At 72.5% G+C, this 16,524-nt stretch carries 14 protein-coding genes; 9 read left to right on the top strand and 5 right to left on the bottom strand.

All coding sequences use genetic code 11. The annotated features are described in order from the left end of the window. The 6 genes from QZX64_RS14875 to ettA all read left to right on the top strand — a co-directional run. The coding region (locus tag QZX64_RS14875) for a PrsW family intramembrane metalloprotease (RefSeq protein WP_295661313.1) at positions 1-929 on the top strand (929 nt) is incomplete at its 5' end. After that, entirely contained in the window at positions 926-2,737 is a 1,812-nt protein-coding gene (locus tag QZX64_RS14870; protein ID WP_295661311.1) for a dynamin family protein, read from the top strand. The genes QZX64_RS14875 and QZX64_RS14870, both read left to right, overlap by 4 nt. Before the next feature lie 39 nt (positions 2,738-2,776). Continuing rightward, positions 2,777-4,432, top strand: coding sequence for a GTPase family protein (locus QZX64_RS14865; RefSeq protein WP_295661309.1), 1,656 nt, complete (start codon positions 2,777-2,779; stop codon positions 4,430-4,432). A gap of 163 nt (positions 4,433-4,595) precedes the next feature. After that, entirely contained in the window at positions 4,596-5,024 is a 429-nt protein-coding gene (locus tag QZX64_RS14860; protein ID WP_295661307.1) for a single-stranded DNA-binding protein, read from the top strand. A gap of 105 nt (positions 5,025-5,129) precedes the next feature. Continuing rightward, positions 5,130-6,791 (top strand): ABC-F family ATP-binding cassette domain-containing protein, encoded by a 1,662-nt coding sequence (locus QZX64_RS14855; RefSeq protein WP_295661305.1) that lies wholly within the window; start codon positions 5,130-5,132, stop codon positions 6,789-6,791. A gap of 42 nt (positions 6,792-6,833) precedes the next feature. Next, positions 6,834-8,516, top strand: a complete 1,683-nt coding sequence (gene ettA / locus QZX64_RS14850; protein ID WP_295661303.1) for an energy-dependent translational throttle protein EttA — start codon at positions 6,834-6,836, stop codon at positions 8,514-8,516. A gap of 145 nt (positions 8,517-8,661) precedes the next feature. Here the strand turns inward: ettA and QZX64_RS14845 are convergent, their stop codons facing one another. Both QZX64_RS14845 and QZX64_RS14840 read right to left on the bottom strand, forming a co-directional pair. Next, positions 8,662-9,156, bottom strand: a complete 495-nt coding sequence (locus QZX64_RS14845; RefSeq protein WP_295661301.1) for a MarR family winged helix-turn-helix transcriptional regulator — start codon at positions 9,154-9,156, stop codon at positions 8,662-8,664. A 9-nt stretch (positions 9,157-9,165) separates the two neighbouring features. Then, positions 9,166-10,380, bottom strand: a complete 1,215-nt coding sequence (locus QZX64_RS14840; protein WP_295661299.1) for an acetyl-CoA C-acetyltransferase — start codon at positions 10,378-10,380, stop codon at positions 9,166-9,168. Positions 10,381-10,543: 163 nt separating this feature from the next. Between QZX64_RS14840 and QZX64_RS14835 the strand changes: the two genes are divergently transcribed. Then, positions 10,544-11,410, top strand: coding sequence for a thioesterase family protein (locus QZX64_RS14835; RefSeq protein ID WP_295661297.1), 867 nt, complete (start codon positions 10,544-10,546; stop codon positions 11,408-11,410). On the opposite strand, the gene QZX64_RS14830 is transcribed toward QZX64_RS14835, so the two are convergent. Together QZX64_RS14830 and QZX64_RS14825 are read right to left on the bottom strand one after the other, a co-directional pair. After that, positions 11,394-11,765: a globin gene (locus tag QZX64_RS14830; protein WP_295661295.1), complete on the bottom strand. Its 372-nt coding sequence runs from the start codon at positions 11,763-11,765 to the stop codon at positions 11,394-11,396. The two genes, QZX64_RS14835 and QZX64_RS14830, sit on opposite strands and share 17 nt — an antisense overlap. Next, on the bottom strand, positions 11,762-12,823 hold the full coding sequence (locus tag QZX64_RS14825) for a mechanosensitive ion channel family protein (protein ID WP_295661293.1): 1,062 nt from the start codon (positions 12,821-12,823) through the stop codon (positions 11,762-11,764). Before QZX64_RS14825 ends, QZX64_RS14830 begins: the two co-directional genes overlap by 4 nt. An 89-nt stretch (positions 12,824-12,912) precedes the next feature. On the opposite strand from QZX64_RS14825, the gene QZX64_RS14820 reads away from it, so the two are divergent. Then, positions 12,913-13,275, top strand: a complete 363-nt coding sequence (locus tag QZX64_RS14820; protein WP_295661291.1) for a hypothetical protein — start codon at positions 12,913-12,915, stop codon at positions 13,273-13,275. Beyond that, positions 13,253-13,645, top strand: coding sequence for a DUF5130 family protein (locus QZX64_RS14815; protein ID WP_295661289.1), 393 nt, complete (start codon positions 13,253-13,255; stop codon positions 13,643-13,645). The genes QZX64_RS14820 and QZX64_RS14815 overlap by 23 nt, the downstream gene beginning before the upstream one ends. A gap of 75 nt (positions 13,646-13,720) precedes the next feature. Here the strand turns inward: QZX64_RS14815 and pepN are convergent, their stop codons facing one another. Continuing rightward, positions 13,721-16,306: an aminopeptidase N gene (gene pepN / locus QZX64_RS14810; protein WP_295661287.1), complete on the bottom strand. Its 2,586-nt coding sequence runs from the start codon at positions 16,304-16,306 to the stop codon at positions 13,721-13,723. Positions 16,307-16,524 lie beyond the last annotated feature (218 nt).

Genomic DNA, 16,524 nt, shown 5'->3' with positions numbered 1-16,524 from the left:
CCGAGCCGCGCACCCTGCTGGCGGCCGGGCTGATCTGGGGCGCGTTCGTCGCGACCGCCGCCGCCCTGGTGCTCCAGGGCGTGGGAGGCCTGCTCGGCGGCTTCGACGACATGCAGCGGCTCGGCGTCGTCGCGCCGGTGACGGAGGAGGCCACCAAGGGGCTCTTCCTGGTCCTGCTGCTGTGGTGGCGCCGCGACGAGCTCGACGGCGTGCTCGACGGCATCGTCTACGCCGGCATGGTCGGCGTCGGCTTCGCCTTCACGGAGAACATCCTCTACCTGGCCGCGGCCTACAACGGCACCGACGGCGTGGGCCCCGGCGGCACCGACGCACTGACCGGCACCTTCGTCGTGCGGGGCCTGTTCAGCCCGTTCGCGCACCCCCTCTTCACCGCCTTCACCGGCATCGGCGTCGGTCTGGCGGTCGCCAGCCGGACCAGCCTGGCGCGCTGGCTGCTGCCGCTGCTGGGATACGCCGCCGCCGTGCTGAGCCACGGCACGTGGAACTCCGCCACGCTGGGCGGCATCGACAACTTCGTGATGGTCTACCTCACCCTGATGGCGCCGGCGCTCGTGGCGGTCGCGGCGTTCGCCCTGTGGCGACGCCGCGCCGAGCAGCGGGTGCTCACCGCGGCGCTCCGCGACGCCGCGCAGCGAGGTCTGCTGCCGGCCACCGACATCCCCTGGCTGGTCGGGCTCGCCGCCCGGCGCGCGGCCCGCGAGCACGCCCGGCGACTCGGTGGTGGGCCGGGGGAGCGAGCCATGCGCGACTACCAGCAGGCCGCCGTCGAGCTGGGCTTCCTGCACCATCGGTACCTTCGTGGTACGCCGCCGCCCGACTTCGCGGCGCGCGGACAGCAGCACGTCGAGCGGCTCACCGCCGTTCGCCCCTACATCTCCTTCCCCGGACAGGTGGTACCCACCCGATGAGCGAGACCCCTCCCGGCGACACAGCGACCGTGTCGGGCGGCGACGCCGACTCCACCCGGATGCTCACCGCCCTGGTGCGGCTGCGCGCGACGCTGCAGGAGGTCGGGCTGCCGCTCGAGATCCCGGGGGTCGCCGAGCAGCGGCAGTCGCAGCGGGAGATGGTCGACCAGCTCGAGGACTACGTCATCCCGCGGCTGATGACGATCGAGGCGCCGATGCTCGCCGTGGTCGGTGGCTCCACCGGCGCCGGCAAGTCGACGCTGGTGAACTCCCTCGTCGGGCGTCGCGTCAGCGAGCCGGGGGTGCTGCGCCCGACGACGCGCTCGCCCGTGCTGGTGCACAACCCGGCCGACGCCGAGTGGTTCGGCCAGGACCGCCTGCTTCCCGACCTCGAGCGGGTCTCTCGCGCCACCAACGACCCCGCGGCGCTGCAGCTGGTCGCCTCCGACGACGTGCCGGCCGGTCTGGCGATCCTGGACGCTCCCGACATCGACTCCGTGGAGGAGCGCAACCGGGTGCTGGCCGCGCAGCTGCTCGCGGCCGCCGACCTGTGGCTCTTCGTCACCTCCGCCGCCCGCTACGCCGACCAGGTGCCGTGGGGCTTCCTGCGGCAGGCCGCCGAGCGCTCCGCCGCCGTGGCGATCGTGCTGGACCGCACCCCGCCCGACGCGGTCGACACCGTCGCCACCCACCTGGCCCGGATGCTCGCCAGCCGGGGCCTGAAGGACTCCCCGCTGTTCACCGTCACCGAGGGCGGTGTCGACGACGAGGGCCTGCTCCCCGGCTCGGCGGTCGCCGACATCCGGGGCTGGCTGGAGTCCCTGGCGGCCGACGCCGAGGCCCGCACGGCGGTCGTCAAGCAGACCCTCGACGGTGCGATCCGCACGCTCACCCGCCGCACCCACGTGGTCGCCGACGCCGCGACCGAGCAGGTCGACGCCGTACGCCGCCTGCGCGACGACGCCAACAAGGCCTACGACGCGAGCATCGCCGAGATCGTGGAGGCCTCCGCCGACGGCACCCTGCTCCGCGGCGAGGTGCTCGCGCGCTGGCAGGAGTTCGTCGGCACCGGTGAGCTGCTGAAGTCGCTGGAGAACCGCGTCGGCTGGATCCGCGACCGCATCGTGAACGCCGTGAAGGGCAAGCCGCAGCAGGCCGAGCGCGTCACGGTGGCGGTCGAGTCCGGCCTCGAGACGCTGATCCTCGAGCACGCCGAGGCGGCCGCCGAGCGCGCCGAGGCGTCGTGGCAGTCCCTGGCCTCCGGCCAGGCCCTCCTCGCCGACGCGGGCGAGGACCTCGGCCGGGCCTCGCGCGGCTTCCGCCGCAGCGCCGAGCGCGCGGTGCGCGACTGGCAGGCCGACGTGCTCGACATGGTCCGCAGCGAGGGCGCGGACAAGCGCACCACCGCCCGCTTCCTGGCCTTCGGCGTCAACGGGCTCTCGGTCGCGCTGATGGTCGTGGTCTTCGCGCACACCGCCGGGGTCACCGGTGCCGAGGCCGGCATCGCCGGCGGCTCCGCCGTGCTCGGCCAGAAGCTGCTCGAGGCGGTGTTCGGCGACCAGGCCGTCCGCAGCCTCGCCGAGCGGGCCCGCCAGGACCTCGAGCGCCGCGTCCGCGAGCTGCTCGAGTCCGAACGTGGTCGCTACCTCGACCGGCTCGACGACCTCGGCGTCTCGCCCCAGGCGCCGGACGCGCTGCGCCAGGCGTCGCGACGGGTCGACGACCTGCGCTTCGCCGCGCAGAGGAAGGCGCCGACGATCCTCCGCCCGGCCGACCGGGAATCGGGAGGACCGGGCCCGGCACAATAGGCTGGCCCAGTCATTGCCGGACCGCCGCCGAGGGAGACCATGACGTCCGTGCTCGAGGGAGCCAAGAAGCTCGTGGGCCGCAGCTCCGACACCGGGGCGCGTCTCACGGGACTCGAGCAGGCCGTCACGGCGTCGAGGGGCCGGGTCGACGAGCAGGTGGTCGGCGACGCACAGGCGGTCGTCGACCGGGCGCTGGGACGGCTGCGGCTCTCCGCCGAGCACACCGTCGTCGCGCTCGCCGGCGCCACCGGCTCGGGCAAGTCCTCGACCTTCAACGCGCTGACGGGGATCGAGCTGTCGGCCGTCGGCGTACGCCGGCCCACCACCTCGTGGGCCTCGGCCTGCGTGTGGGGGAGCGAGGGCGCCCCCGAGCTGCTCGAGTGGCTCGGCATCCCGCCGCGCCACCAGGTGACCCGCGACTCGCTGCTCTCCACGGGCAAGGAGGATCCGCAGCTCCAGGGCGTGGTGCTGCTCGACCTGCCCGACCACGACTCGACCGAGGTGTCCCACCACCTCGAGGTCGACCGCCTCGTGCAGCTCGCCGACCTCCTGGTGTGGGTGCTGGACCCCCAGAAGTACGCCGACGCCGCGATCCACGACCGCTACCTGGCGCCGCTGGAGACCCACCGGGACGTCATGATCGTCGTCCTCAACCAGATCGACCTGGTGCCCGAGGCCCGGCGCGACTCCATGGTCGCCGACGTGCGCCGCCTGCTCGACGCCGACGGTCTCACCGGGGTGCCGGTGCTGCCGCTCAGCGCGCGCGAGGGGTGGGGGGTCGATGAGCTCCGTGACGCCATCGCCAAGAGGGTCGCAGCCAAGAAGGCCACCCGTCAGCGCCTCGAGGCGGACGTCAGGGCCGCCGCCGCCCGGCTCCGGCAGGTCACCGGCGAGGGCAAGGCGCGTGGCCTGGCCAAGGACCGCGTCGCCGCGCTCGACGACGCCTTCGCCGAGGCGGCCGGTGTGCCCACGGTCGTCCGGGCCGTCGCGGACTCCACCCGGCTGCGCGCCACGCGCGCCACCGGCTGGCCGGTCACGTCATGGTTCTCGCGCCTCAAGCCCGACCCGCTCAAGCGGCTGCACCTCGACCTGGGGAGCGCCGGCAAGGCGCTCACCGGCACGGCCCGCACCTCGGTGCCCCAGGCCACCCAGGTGCAGCGCGCCCGCGTCGACACCGAGGTGCGCGCCCTCGCCGACCAGGTGTCGGAGGGCCTCGCGCGGCCGTGGGCCGCGTCGGTGCGCCACGCCTCCACGGCACGGCTCGACGACCTCGGCGACCGCCTCGACAAGGCACTGGCCGGCACCGACCTGGGCCCGACGCGCATCCCGGCCTGGGCCGGGTTCGTGCGGGTCCTCCAGTGGTTGCTCATCCTCACCGCGGTGGTCGGCGGCGTGTGGCTGGGTCTCCTCGCGTTCGGTGCCTACCTGCAGATCGACAACGTGCCGACGCCCGAGGTCGGTGGCTTCGCCCTTCCCACGCTCATGGTGCTCGGCGGGATCGTGGCCGGGCTGCTGCTGGCGCTCCTGTGCCGGGTGCTCGTGGGGCTCACCGCCCGCAGGCGTGCCCGAGCCGCCGACCGGAGGCTGCGGCAGGCGATCTCGGAGGTCTCGCAGGAGCTGGTCGTCGAGCCGGTGGAGGCCGAGCTCGCGGCGTACTCCACGGTGCGCACGGGGCTCGACGCCGCCCTGCGCTGAGCCGACACCGCCCCATGGTGCGGACCGCCAGTCGTCCACAGCGCAGCCCGTCCGCGCGTCGTCCACAGGGCCTGACCGGTGCACCGGCCACCGTCGGCGCGCGCTCGCAGTCTGGGAGCCGTGACGCACCCGCGTCACAGGCACCCACGACCGGGAGACACCGATGAACGACACCCTGATCACCTTCTCGGGCTGGGTCGGCGGCAACGTCGAGCTGGCCCGCACCACCACCGGCGCCGCCGTCGCGACGCTGCGCGTCGGCAGCACGCCCCGCCGGCTCAAGGACGGCGCCTGGGAGGACCAGGAGACCATCTGGTACTCCGTGAAGGCCTGGCGCGCGCTGGCCGAGAACGTCGCAGCCAGCGTGCGGCGCGGCCAACCGGTGCTCGTCGCCGGGCGCCTGGTCGCGGAGACATGGGACAAGCCCGACGGCACCAGCGCCACCCGACACGTCGTCGTGGCGACCTCCATCGGCCACGACCTCGCTCGCGGGCGGGCGGAGTTCAGCCGTCCCGCGCGGCCCGAGGTCGTCGAGGAGGTGGCCGGCGAGGAGGGGCAGCGTGAGGAGGGGCAGCGCGAGGAGGCCGCCTGAAATCGGTTGGCCGGTGGCCCGAGGCGGCGTTAGCCTCGAGCGCATGAAGACCTCCTGAGCCGACCAGCCGCCTCGAGCGGTCCGTCCGACTCCTCAGGGACACCCATGTCTTCGACCTCTCTCGCCCACTCCGCCACCACCGTCACGTTGCACGACCTCGGGGTCGCGTTCGGCGCCCGCACCCTCTTCTCCGGGCTCGACCTGGTGCTCGCACCGGGCGACGTCACCGCGGTCGTCGGGGTCAACGGCTCCGGCAAGTCCACCTTGATGCGCACCATCGCCGGGGACCTGCCGGCCGACGCCGGCTCGGTGGATGTGGCACCGGCCGACGCCACGACCGCCTGGCTGCCCCAGGTGGTGCCCGACGGTGCGGAGTCACTGCTCGACTACGTCCGCCGGCGCACCGGCGTGGCGGACGCCGACGCCCGGCTGCAGTCGACGTCGGAGGCGCTGGCCGCCGGCACGGAGGGTGCCGACGACGCCTATGCCGACGCGCTCGAGCGCTGGCTGGGCCTGGGTGCCGCCGACCTCGCCGACCGCCTGCCCGGGGTCGCCGGCCGGGTGGGACTCGACGTCGACCCGCACCGGCCGCTCGGCACCCTGTCGGGCGGCCAGGCGGCCCGCGCCTGCCTGGTCGCCGTGCTCCTCTCCCAGTACGACGTGCTGCTCCTCGACGAGCCCACCAACAACCTCGACAGCCGGGGGCTGGAGCTGATGGCGGAGTTCGTCACGTCGCGCCCCGGCCCGGTGCTCGTGGCGAGCCACGACCGGGCGTTCCTCGACCGCGTCGTCACCTCGGTCGTCGAGCTCGACCTGCACCAGCAGTCGATCTCCCACCACCCCGGCGGGTGGACCGACTTCGTCACGGCGAAGGAGGCGGCGCGGGCGCGTGCCCGGGCCGACTACGAGCAGTACGCCGGCGCCCGCGACGCGCTGCTCGCGCAGAGCAGGCAGCGCCGCGAGTGGGCGGATCGGGGCCGGCGTGCGGTCAAGCGCGGCGACGAGCCCGACAAGAACCTGCGCGAGCGGGACCGCGCGCGTGCCGACCGCCAGGACGCCAAGGCGGCGCGCACGCGCAACGCCGTCGACCGGCTCGACGTGGTGGAGCAGCCCCGCAGGGAGTGGCAGCTGAGGTACTCCCTCGCCTCCGGGCCGCCCTCGGCCGACATCGTCGCCTCGCTCACCGCCGCGGTGGTGCACCGTGAGGCGTTCACGCTCGGCCCCGTGACCCTCACCGTCGCCCGCGGCGACCGGGTGGCCGTGCTGGGTGACAACGGCAGCGGCAAGTCCACGCTGCTGGCGGCCCTGCTGGGCGACCTCGAGCTCGACGCGGGGCGCGGCTCGCTGGGTGCCCGGGTGACGCTGGGGGTGCTCGACCAGGAGCGCCGCGTGCTCGGGACCGACCGGTCGCTGCTGGAGGCCGTGCGCGACGGGCTCGGCGACGCCGACCCGGCCGACGTACGCACCCTGCTGGCGAAGTTCGGGCTCGGCTCCGAGCACGTCGACCGGCCGGCACGCAGCCTGAGCATGGGCGAGCGCACCCGCGCCCTGATGGCGGTGTTCCAAGGCCGGGCGGTCAACGCCCTGGTGCTCGACGAGCCGACCAACCACCTCGACGTCGCCGGCATCGAGCAGCTCGAGTCCGCGGTCGCGGCCTACGACGGGACCGTGCTCCTGGTCAGCCACGACGAGCGCTTCCGGGAGGCCGTCGGGGTCACCCACGAGTGGCGGCTGGAGGCGGGGCAGGTGGCCGTGGAGGCGCTGTGATCGATGCGGGGTCCGGACGCCCGCGCAGGTAGGGTTCGCGCCATGGCTGACTACGTGTTCACCCTGCGCAACGTGCGCAAGGCCCATGGCGACAAGGTCGTCCTCGACAACGTCACGCTCTCGTTCCTGCACGGCGCCAAGATCGGTGTCGTGGGCCCCAACGGCACCGGCAAGTCCTCGCTGCTGAAGATCATGGCGGGCCTCGACCACGCCAACAACGGCGACGCGCTGCTCGACCCCGAGGCCACCGTCGGCATGCTCCAGCAGGAGCCGCCGCTGACCGAGGGCAGGACCGTGCTCGAGAACGTCGAGGAGGCGGTCGCGGAGATCAAGGGCAAGCTCGACCGCTACAACGCGATCTCGGAGGAGATGGCGAACCCCGACGCGGACTTCGACACCCTGCTCGCCGAGATGGGCGACCTCCAGACCGACCTCGACCACGCCAACGCCTGGGACCTCGACAGCCGGCTCGACCAGGCCATGGACGCCCTGCGCTGTCCGCCGCCCGACGCCATCGTCGACACCCTCTCCGGTGGCGAGCGTCGCCGCGTGGCGCTGTGCAAGCTGCTGCTCCAGCAGCCCGGACTGCTGCTGCTCGACGAGCCCACCAACCACCTCGACGCCGAGTCGGTCCAGTGGCTCGAGGGCCACCTCGCCTCCTACCCCGGCGCCGTGCTGGCCGTGACCCACGACCGGTACTTCCTCGACAACGTCGCCTCCTGGATCCTCGAGCTCGACCGTGGTCAGGCCCACCCCTACGAGGGCAACTACACGACCTACCTGGAGACCAAGAAGAGCCGCCTCAAGATCGAGGGGCAGAAGGACGCCAAGCGCGCCAAGATGCTCGAGCGCGAGCTGGAGTGGGTGCGCTCCAACGCCAAGGCGCGGCAGACCAAGAGCAAGTCCCGCCTCGCGCGCTACGAGGAGATGGCGGTTGAGGCCGACCGGATGCGCAAGATCGACACCTCCGAGATCAACATCCCGGCCGGTCCGCGGCTCGGCGACGTGGTGCTGGAGTCCCACGACCTCGACAAGGGCTTCGACGGCCGCACGCTCATGCACGACCTGTCGTTCACGCTGCCCCGGGCGGGCATCGTCGGCGTCATCGGCCCCAACGGCGTCGGCAAGACCACGCTGTTCCGGATGATCACCGGGCAGGAGGAGCCCGACGAGGGCAAGCTCACCGTCGGCCAGACCGTCAAGATCTCCTACGTCGACCAGAGCCGCGGAGGGCTCGACCCGCAGAAGAACGTGTGGGAGGTCGTCTCCGACGGCCTGGACTTCATCAAGGTCGCCAACTTCGAGATGAACTCGCGCGCCTACGTCGCGTCGTTCGGCTTCAAGGGCCCGGACCAGCAGAAGAAGGCCGGCGTGCTGTCCGGTGGTGAGCGCAACCGCCTCAACCTGGCGCTGACGCTGAAGATGGGCGGCAACATGCTGCTGCTCGACGAGCCCACCAACGACCTCGACGTCGAGACGCTGTCGTCCCTGGAGGACGCGCTCCTCGACTTCCCCGGCTGCGCCGTGGTCACCTCGCACGACCGGTGGTTCCTCGACCGCGTCGCCACGCACATCCTGGCGTGGGAGGGCAACGAGGAGGACCCCGCCTCGTGGTTCTGGTTCGAGGGCAACTACGCGGCCTACGAGGAGAACAAGATCGAGCGCCTCGGCATCGAGGCCGCGCGTCCGCACCGGGTCACCCACCGGCGCCTCACGCGCGACTGACCGCTCCTGGTCGAACGAGGCGGCGACCCGTGGGTCGCCGCCTCGTTCGTCTCACCGGGTATCGACGAGCCGGTTCGGCGGCCTCGCAGGCTCGGCCGCCGACGGCTCGCTCGACCACCCTGAGGTCGTCCGCTCCGCGTCCGACCTACCGCATCTCCATCTCCGGGTGGGCGGCGATCAGGTGGTCGGCCACCGAGTTCAGCACGCGCCCGACAGCTTGGAGGTCCTCGGCGGTGGCGAGGTCGACGAGGTGGTCCCGCACGCCGGTGACGTGCACGTGGGCGGCTGTCTCGAGCAGCTCGTACCCGCTGTCGGTCATCGTCGCCACGATGCCTCGTCCGTCGTCGGGGGAGGGGCCCCGGGTGACGTACCCCGACTTCTCCATCCGGTCGATGGTGTGGGTCACCCGGCTGCGGCTGTGGGCCAGGGCGTCGGCGAGCTGCGCCATCCGCATCCGCCGGTCCGGCCGCTCGGAGAGCCGCACCAGGATCTCGTACTCGACCAGCGAGATGTTGAACGAGCGGCGCAGGTCGTCGTCGAGCCGCCCCATGAGCAGGGTGTTGCCCAGGAGCCACGCGCGCCAGCTGCGCTGCTGCGACTCGTCGAGCCAGCGGGTGTCGGTGGACGGGGTGTCGGGCATGCCGGCGACCTAGAGACGCTCGAGGATCATCGCCATGCCCTGGCCGCCGCCGACGCAGAGGGTGATCAGGCCGGTGGTCTTGTCGTGCCAGTCCAGGCTGTTGACCATCGTGTTCTGCAGCCGGGCGCCGGTCATGCCGAACGGGTGGCCCACCGCGATGGCGCCGCCGTTGACGTTGAGCCGGTCGAGGTCGATCCCGAGCTCCTGGTACGACGGCACGACCTGCGCGGCGAAGGCCTCGTTCATCTCGACCAGGTCGATGTCGCCGATGCTCATCCCGGCGTGGGACAGGGCACGCCTGGTGGCCTCGACCGGGCCCAGGCCCATGATCTCGGGCGAGAGACCGGACACGCCGGTCGAGACGATGCGGGCCAGCGGCGTGACGCCCAGCTCGGCCGCCCTGGTGTCGGACATGACGACCACCGCGGCGGCCCCGTCGTTGAGCGGGCAGCAGTTGCCCGCTGTCACCACGCCGTCGGGCCGGAACACCGGCTTGAGCTGTGAGATGGCGTCGTAGGTGACCCCGGCGCGCGGGCCGTCGTCGGTGGTGACCACGGTGCCGTCGGGGGTGGTGACGGGGGTGATCTCGCGGGCCCAGAAGCCGTTCTCGATGGCCTGCTCCGCGAGGTTCTGCGAGCGGACGCCGAACTCGTCGAGCTCCCGGCGGGAGAGGCCGCGCAGCTGGGCGACGTTCTCCGCGGTCTGGCCCATCGTGACGTAGGCGTCGGGCAGGCTGCCGTCTGCGCGGGGGTCGTGCCACTCGACGCCGCCCTCGGAGGCGCGCTTGGTGCGCTCCTGCGCCTCGTCGAAGGCGTGGTTCTGGGTGTCGGGCCAGTGGTCGGAGGTGCCCTTCGCGAAGCGGGACACCATCTCGACGCCGGCGGAGACGAAGACGTCGCCCTCCCCGGCCCTGATCGCGTGGAAGGCCATCCGGGTGGTCTGCACCGAGGAGCCGCAGTAGCGCGTGACGGTCGCCCCCGGGACGTCGTCCATGTCGTTGAGGACGTTGACGATCCGGCCCATGTTGTAGCCCGACTCGCCGCCGGGCAGGCCGCAGCCGAGGTAGAGGTCGTCGACGGTGTGGGGGTCGAGGCCCTCGACCTTGTCCAGGGCCGCCTTCACGATGAACGCGGCCAGGTCGTCGGGGCGCTGGTCCTTGAGGGACCCCTTGTTCGCGCGGCCGATGGGCGTGCGGGCCGCGGAGACGATGACTGCCTCAGGCATGGGAGCTCCGATCTGGAAGGCATGGACTGCGTCTCCACCCTAGTTGGTGCCCCTGGACCCCTGGCCGAGGGAGGCGGGGCTCCGGGGCGCGCGTCACCGCCGGCCGGTCCTCGACCACCGACGTCGGCTCGGCGTGCGGCGGTGCACTCTGCGAGCATGAGGCGTGCGCCACACCTACGAGTGCCCGATGCGGTGGGCCGATCTCGACCTCCTCGGTCACGTCAACAACGTCGTCTACGTCGACTACCTGCAGGAGGCGCGGGTCGACATGATCCGCACCCACGCGCCGGCCAGCCGCCCCGAGGGGGGCGACCTCGCCGAGGGTGTGGTGGTCGTGCGGCACGAGGTCACCTACCTCGCGCCGCTCACCTTCCGGTTCCGTCCGGTCCGGATCGAGTGCTGGGTCACCGAGGTCCGGGCCGCCTCGTTCACCATGGGCTACGAGGTCTTCGACGAGGACGGCGACGGCCGGCGTACCACCTACCTGCGCGCCACCACCGTGCTCACGCCCTACGTCTTCGCCACCGAGCGTCCGCGGCGCCTCAGCGCCGACGAGCGGGCGACGCTGTCGCAGTTCCTGGATCCCATCGAGAGGCGGCCGCGCGAGCCGCTGGCGCCGCCCCCGGCGGAGCGCCGGGCGCACTACCCGCTGCACGTGCGCTTCTCCGACGTCGACGCCTACGGGCACGTCAACAACGTGAAGTACTTCGAGTACTTCCAGGAGGCGCGGATCCAGCTGCTGTCCGGCCTGCGCGAGGGCCTCCCCGAGGACGACGGCGCGCTCGAGGTCGTCGTGGCCCAGACCGACGTCGACTACCGGATGCCGATCCTCTTCCGCGAGGAGCCGTACGACGTCTGGTCGCACGTCGCGCGGGTCGGGAGCCGCTCGTTCACCGTCGAGTCCGAGATCCGGGACGGCGACACGCTGCTGTCCCGGGCGCGCGTCGCGCTGGTCCACTTCGACCCACGGCAGGGACGCTCGACCGAGCCGTCGGCGGAGTACCGCGACCGGCTCACTCGAACGAGTTGACCATGAACTGCGCGGCGTGGGTGACGTAGTCCCAGAACTGCTGGTCCTGCTCGGGGGTGAGCTGCGCGGCGTCGAGGCCGGCGCGGAAGTGCTTGAGCCAGTGCTCCTTGGTCAGGGGCGTCACCGCGAAGGGCGCGTGCCGCATGCGCAGCCGCGGGTGCCCGCGAGCCTCGGAGTAGGTCGTGGGGCCGCCCCAGTACTGCATGAGGAACAGCGTGAACCGCTCGGCGGCGGGCTCGAGGTCCTCCTCGGGGTAGAGCGGGCGCAGCACCTCGTCCTCGGCCACGCCGGCGTAGAAGGTGCCGACGATGGTGCGGATCGTCGTCTCGCCGCCGATCTCGTCGTAGTAGCTCACTGCTTCTCCTCGGCCCGGGGTGCTGCGTCGGCGGCGGCGGGGGCGAACGGCAGGTCGAGCCGGGAGATGAGCCGGTGCGGCATCTCGATGCCCTCGTGGTCGAACCGGGCCTTGATGCGCTCGCGCATCTCCCGTGCCACGGCCCACTGCTCCATGGGAGCAGTCTTGAGGGTGACCCGCACGTTCACCGCATCGGCGGTCATCGACTCGACTCCCCAGACCTCCGGCTCCTCGATGATGAGCCCGTGGAACCGCTCGTCCTCCCACACGTCGTGCGCGACGTCCCTGAGCACCGCGCGCACCTTGGTGAGGTCCTCCTTGTAGCCGACGGCCACGTCGAGCACCGTGCGGGCCCAGTTCTGGCTCATGTTGCCCACGCGCAGGATCTCGCCGTTGCGGACGTACCAGACCGTGCCGTTGACGTCGCGGAGCCGGGTGACCCGGAGGCTGACGGCCTCGACAGTGCCGTTGGCCTCACCGAGGTCGACCACGTCGCCGACGCCGTACTGGTCCTCGATGATCATGAAGATGCCGGAGAGGAAGTCCTTGACGAGGCTCTGGGCGCCGAACCCGAAGGCGACGCCGAGGATGCCGGCGCTGGCGATGATGGGCGCGATGTCGACGTCCATCTCGCTGAGGACCATGGTGCCGGCGACGGCGAACACCACACCGCTGATGACGCTCTTGAGCAGGCTGCCCATGGTCTTGGCGCGCTGCACCCGGCGCGTCGAGGTGGCCACGTCGTGAGGCATCTCGACGCTGCGGCCGAGCCTGGCCCGCGCCCCGACGATGCCGGTCAGCCGGTCGGGCACCATGCCCTCCTCGGCGCGCGCGACGACGCGGTCCACGACGCGGTGCAGCAGCCACCGCACGAGGAACCCCAGCAGCACCAGTCCGACGATCGCCAGGGGTGCACCGATGAGGACGTCGGCCAGGTCGGCCGCGCGCTCGCTGCCGGTGGCCTCGCGCACCCACCCGCAGACGACCTCACCGCTCTCGCAGTCGCTGGGCAGCAGCAGTGGCAGGACGGGGGGTGGAGCGGGGGGTGGGGCGGACATGACCCCCAGTATGGCGACCGGAGGCGCGGCCGGCCGAGCCGACCCGGTCGGGTGCGCGGATCCGCGGCGGGAGCCGATATCCTGCCTCCGTGACCACGCTCCCCTCGTCCCACCGCCGCCTCGCCCGTCGCGTCGGCCTCGTCGTCAGTGGGGTCGCCGCGCTCGTGCTGACCGGTCGGCCGGCGTTCGCCGACGTGCCCGACGGCTGGTCCGATCCCGAGCCGGTCGACGCGCTCGGCGCCCTGCTCCTGCTGGGCGGCGTGCCCGTCCTGCTGTTCCTCCTGATCACGCTGGCGATCTACCTGCCCGCACTGGTGCGTGGCGAGAGGCTGGCCCCCGGTGCGGCCCCGATCGACGACGAGTGGTTCGGTGGTCCGCGGCCGGGCACCGCAGAGCTGACCAGCAGCGCCGCGGACGAGCACGAGACGGGTGGCGCCAGTGCCCAGTGGTGAGCTGACCCCGCGCCAGCGCGCGGAGATCGACAAGGCCATCCGGTTCGCCGAGCAGGTCTCCCGCTTCGAGTTCTCGGTGTTCCGCGGGATCGCCCAGGGCGACCCCGCCCGCTACGCCCGGATGCTCCACGCCGCCCTGGTGGCACCGGCCAGGAGCGTGCTGATCCTGGTCGACCCGACGGTGCGGGCCCTCGAGGTCGTCACCGGCGCGGAGGTGCGCCGCCACCTGCCCGACCGCCAGGTCGAGCTCGCGGTGCTGGCGATGCAGACCCTGTTCAGCGAGGGCGACGAGGTCGGCGGACTGGTCCGCGGCATCGCGATGCTCGCCGAGCACGCCACCCCGCAGAACACCCTGCACGCCGGACCCTGACGCGTCCGGGACCGGTCACGGCGGCCCCGCCGGCCACCTCGCGGGGGCCGGCGTCGGCTGCCTTGGGCCCTTGCCTCAGGAGGCGTCCTTCTCGCGGGCGACCAGGGCACGGGCCATGTCGGCGCGCCCCTCCCGCACGTAGCGCTTGGCCGCCGGGTTGGCCGGCGAGGAGCCGAGCCACTCGTCCAGCACGGCGAGCGTCTCGGGCGAGATCAGCGGCATCGGGAACATCAGCTCCAACGCCGTGGACGCGCGCTGCACGCCCTTCTCCTCCCAGATGGTGTCGGCGACGCGCAGGTACTTCTCCAGGTACGGCGCGAGCAGGTCGGCCTGGCCGGGCACCGGGAACGCCGCCGCGACCTGGCGCTGGGTCTCGTTGGGGACGTCGTCGCGCTCGATCGCGTCGCTCCAGGCCTGCGCCTTCGCCTCGGCGGTCGGACGGACGGTGAGCGCCCTGGCGGCGTGCTCCTGGCCCGAGATCGTCGCGTCGCGCGCCAGCTCGTCCTCGATGCGACCGGCGTCGGCGCGGCCGTTGCACGACAGGGCCGTCAGCAGGGTCCACCGCAGATCGGTGTCGACGTCCAGGCCCGGCAGCGACTCCGAGCCGGCGAGCAGTGCGTCGAGGAGGTCCAGCGCCTCCTCGGAGTGGGCCGCCGAGGCGTAGGCGCGCAGGAACGCCAGCTGGTGGTCCGAGCCGGGCTCGGCGCCCTCGAGCAGCTCGCGCAGGCCCCGCTCCCACCTCGCCCTGAGCTCGTCACGGTGCTCGGGCGCGGCGTAGTAGCTGACCGCCGTGCGGGCGTAGACGGGGAGGCGGCCCACCGCGATGAGGTCGGTCTCGGTGCCGATGCCCCGCAGCACCAGTGACACGAAGTCGGTGGCGCGCATCTCGGCGTCGCGCGTCATGTCCCAGGCGGCACCCCACAGGAGGGCACGCGGCAGCGAGTCGTCGATCCTGTCGATGGTGGCCACCGCGGTCGCGAGCGAGCGCTCGTCGAGCCGGATCTTGGCGTAGGTGAGGTCGCCGTCGTTGAGCAGCACGAGGTCCGGCTGCGCGTGGCCGACCAGCTCCTCGACCGACGTGGACTCGCCCTCGACGTCGACCTCGACCCGGTGACGCAGGGCGAGGCGGCCGTCGACGACGTCGTACAGGCCGATGCCGAGGCGGTGACGGCGGATGGCCGGGAACCCCGGGTCGGCGCTCTGCGTCACCCGGAACGCCGTGAACGCGCCCCGGTCGTCGACCTCGAAGTCGGGGGCGAGGGTGTTGACGCCGGAGGTCTGCAGCCACTCCTTGGCCCACGAGTCGAGCTCGCGGCCGGAGGAGCGCTCCAGCGCGGCGAGCAGGTCGGCGAACTCGGAGTTGCCGAAGGCGTGCGCCTTGAAGTAGTCGCGCAGGCCGGCCATGAACGGCTCGAGGCCCACCCAGGCGACCAGCTGCTTGAGCGTCGAGGCGCCCTTGGCGTAGGTGATGCCGTCGAAGTTGACCTCCACGGCCTCGAGGTCGTAGTTGTCGGCCGCGATCGGGTGCGTCGAGGGCAGCTGGTCCTGGCGGTAGGCCCAGTTCTTGCGGGCGTTGGTGAAGCCGGTCCAGGCCTCGGTGTACTTCGTGCCGGCGACCATCGCGTGGTGGGAGGCCCACTCGGCGAAGGACTCGTTGAGCCAGAGGTCGTCCCACCACTTCATCGTCACGAGGTCGCCGAACCACATGTGGGCCATCTCGTGGAGGATCGTGTTGGCGCGCTGCTCGTAGAAGGCCCGGGTCTGGCGCGAGCGCGGGAGGTACTCGTCGCGGTAGGTGATGCACCCCGCGTTCTCCATCGCGCCCATGTTGTACTCCGGCACGTACACCTGGTCGTAGCTGCGGGGACCCTCGCCGGTGGCGCCTCCGCGGCCGAACGGGTACGGCACCGCGAAGGCGTCCTCGAAGAAGGCGAAGCCCTGCCGGGTGATGGTCAGCAGCCGCTCGACGTCGAGGTGCTCGGCCACCGACTGCCGGCAGTAGTGGCCGAGCTGGATCTCGCCGTGCGGACTGTCGTAGGTGTCGTGGGACGCGTGGTACTCGCCGGCCACGATCGCGGTGAAGTACGTCGCGAGCCGCTCGGTCGGCGCGAAGGCCCAGGTCGACGACCCTTCCCCGGCCGGCGTCGGGTCGGGGGCGGGGGAGTTCGACAACACCACCCAGCCCGTGGGCGCCGTGACGGTGAACGTGAACGGCGCCTTGAGGTCGGGCTGCTCGAAGGTCGTGTAGACCCGTCGCGCGTCGGGCACCTCGAGCTGGGTGTAGGTGTAGACCCGGCCGTCGGCGGGGTCGTGGAAGCGGTGCAGTCCCTCGCCGCTGCGGCTGTAGGCGCACTGGGCGACGACGCGCAGCTCGTTGTCTGCCTCGAGGCCGTCGAGCTGCAGCCGGTCGTCGGCGTACACCGCGGCCGGGTCGAGCGTGCGGCCGTTGAGCACGACCTCCTCGACCTGCGCGCCGACGAGGTCGGCGAACGTCGAGGCACCCGGGGTCCGACAGCCGAACCGGACCACGGTCGTGGAGCCGAAGGTGCGCACGGCCTCGTCGGGTGCGCGGGAGAGGTCGAGCTCCACGGTGTAGGAGTCGACGTCGAGGAGCTCGGCGCGGGTCTGCGCCTCGTCGCGGGTCAGGTTGGTCCCAGGCATGCGCCATGGTTGCAGGAGCGTCCGGACGGTTCCTCACGGGGTCTCCCGCGCGCAGCCCGTCCCGGGTGGACGGCGCTCCGGGATCAGCTCTGCTGACCCGCGATGAGGTACCCGTCCTCGGTGCGCTCGAGCAGCAAGGTCAGCACCTCGTCGACCTCCGAACCGTCCGTGCGCTCGGACCTCAGGTCGAAGGTGACCGTGAGGCCGGCAGGATCGGC

The organism is uncultured Nocardioides sp. (assembly GCF_902805925.1).
Classification (GTDB): domain Bacteria; phylum Actinomycetota; class Actinomycetes; order Propionibacteriales; family Nocardioidaceae; genus Nocardioides.
Note: the sequence above shows the minus strand (reverse complement) of the source record. Positions and strands in the feature narration are given on the sequence as shown.

Bases quoted from the DNA above. Each gene is read 5' to 3' on its own strand.
- ettA (WP_295661303.1), top strand. From the start codon at position 6,834: ATGGCTGACTACGTGTTCACCCTGCGCAACGTGCGCAAGGCCCATGGC.
- QZX64_RS14840 (WP_295661299.1), bottom strand. From the start codon at position 10,380: ATGCCTGAGGCAGTCATCGTCTCCGCGGCCCGCACGCCCATCGGCCGC.
- QZX64_RS14845 (WP_295661301.1), bottom strand. From the start codon at position 9,156: ATGCCCGACACCCCGTCCACCGACACCCGCTGGCTCGACGAGTCGCAG.
- QZX64_RS14870 (WP_295661311.1), top strand. From the start codon at position 926: ATGAGCGAGACCCCTCCCGGCGACACAGCGACCGTGTCGGGCGGCGAC.
- QZX64_RS14855 (WP_295661305.1), top strand. From the start codon at position 5,130: ATGTCTTCGACCTCTCTCGCCCACTCCGCCACCACCGTCACGTTGCAC.
- QZX64_RS14825 (WP_295661293.1), bottom strand. From the start codon at position 12,823: ATGTCCGCCCCACCCCCCGCTCCACCCCCCGTCCTGCCACTGCTGCTG.
- pepN (WP_295661287.1), bottom strand. From the start codon at position 16,306: ATGCCTGGGACCAACCTGACCCGCGACGAGGCGCAGACCCGCGCCGAG.
- QZX64_RS14860 (WP_295661307.1), top strand. From the start codon at position 4,596: ATGAACGACACCCTGATCACCTTCTCGGGCTGGGTCGGCGGCAACGTC.
- QZX64_RS14865 (WP_295661309.1), top strand. From the start codon at position 2,777: ATGACGTCCGTGCTCGAGGGAGCCAAGAAGCTCGTGGGCCGCAGCTCC.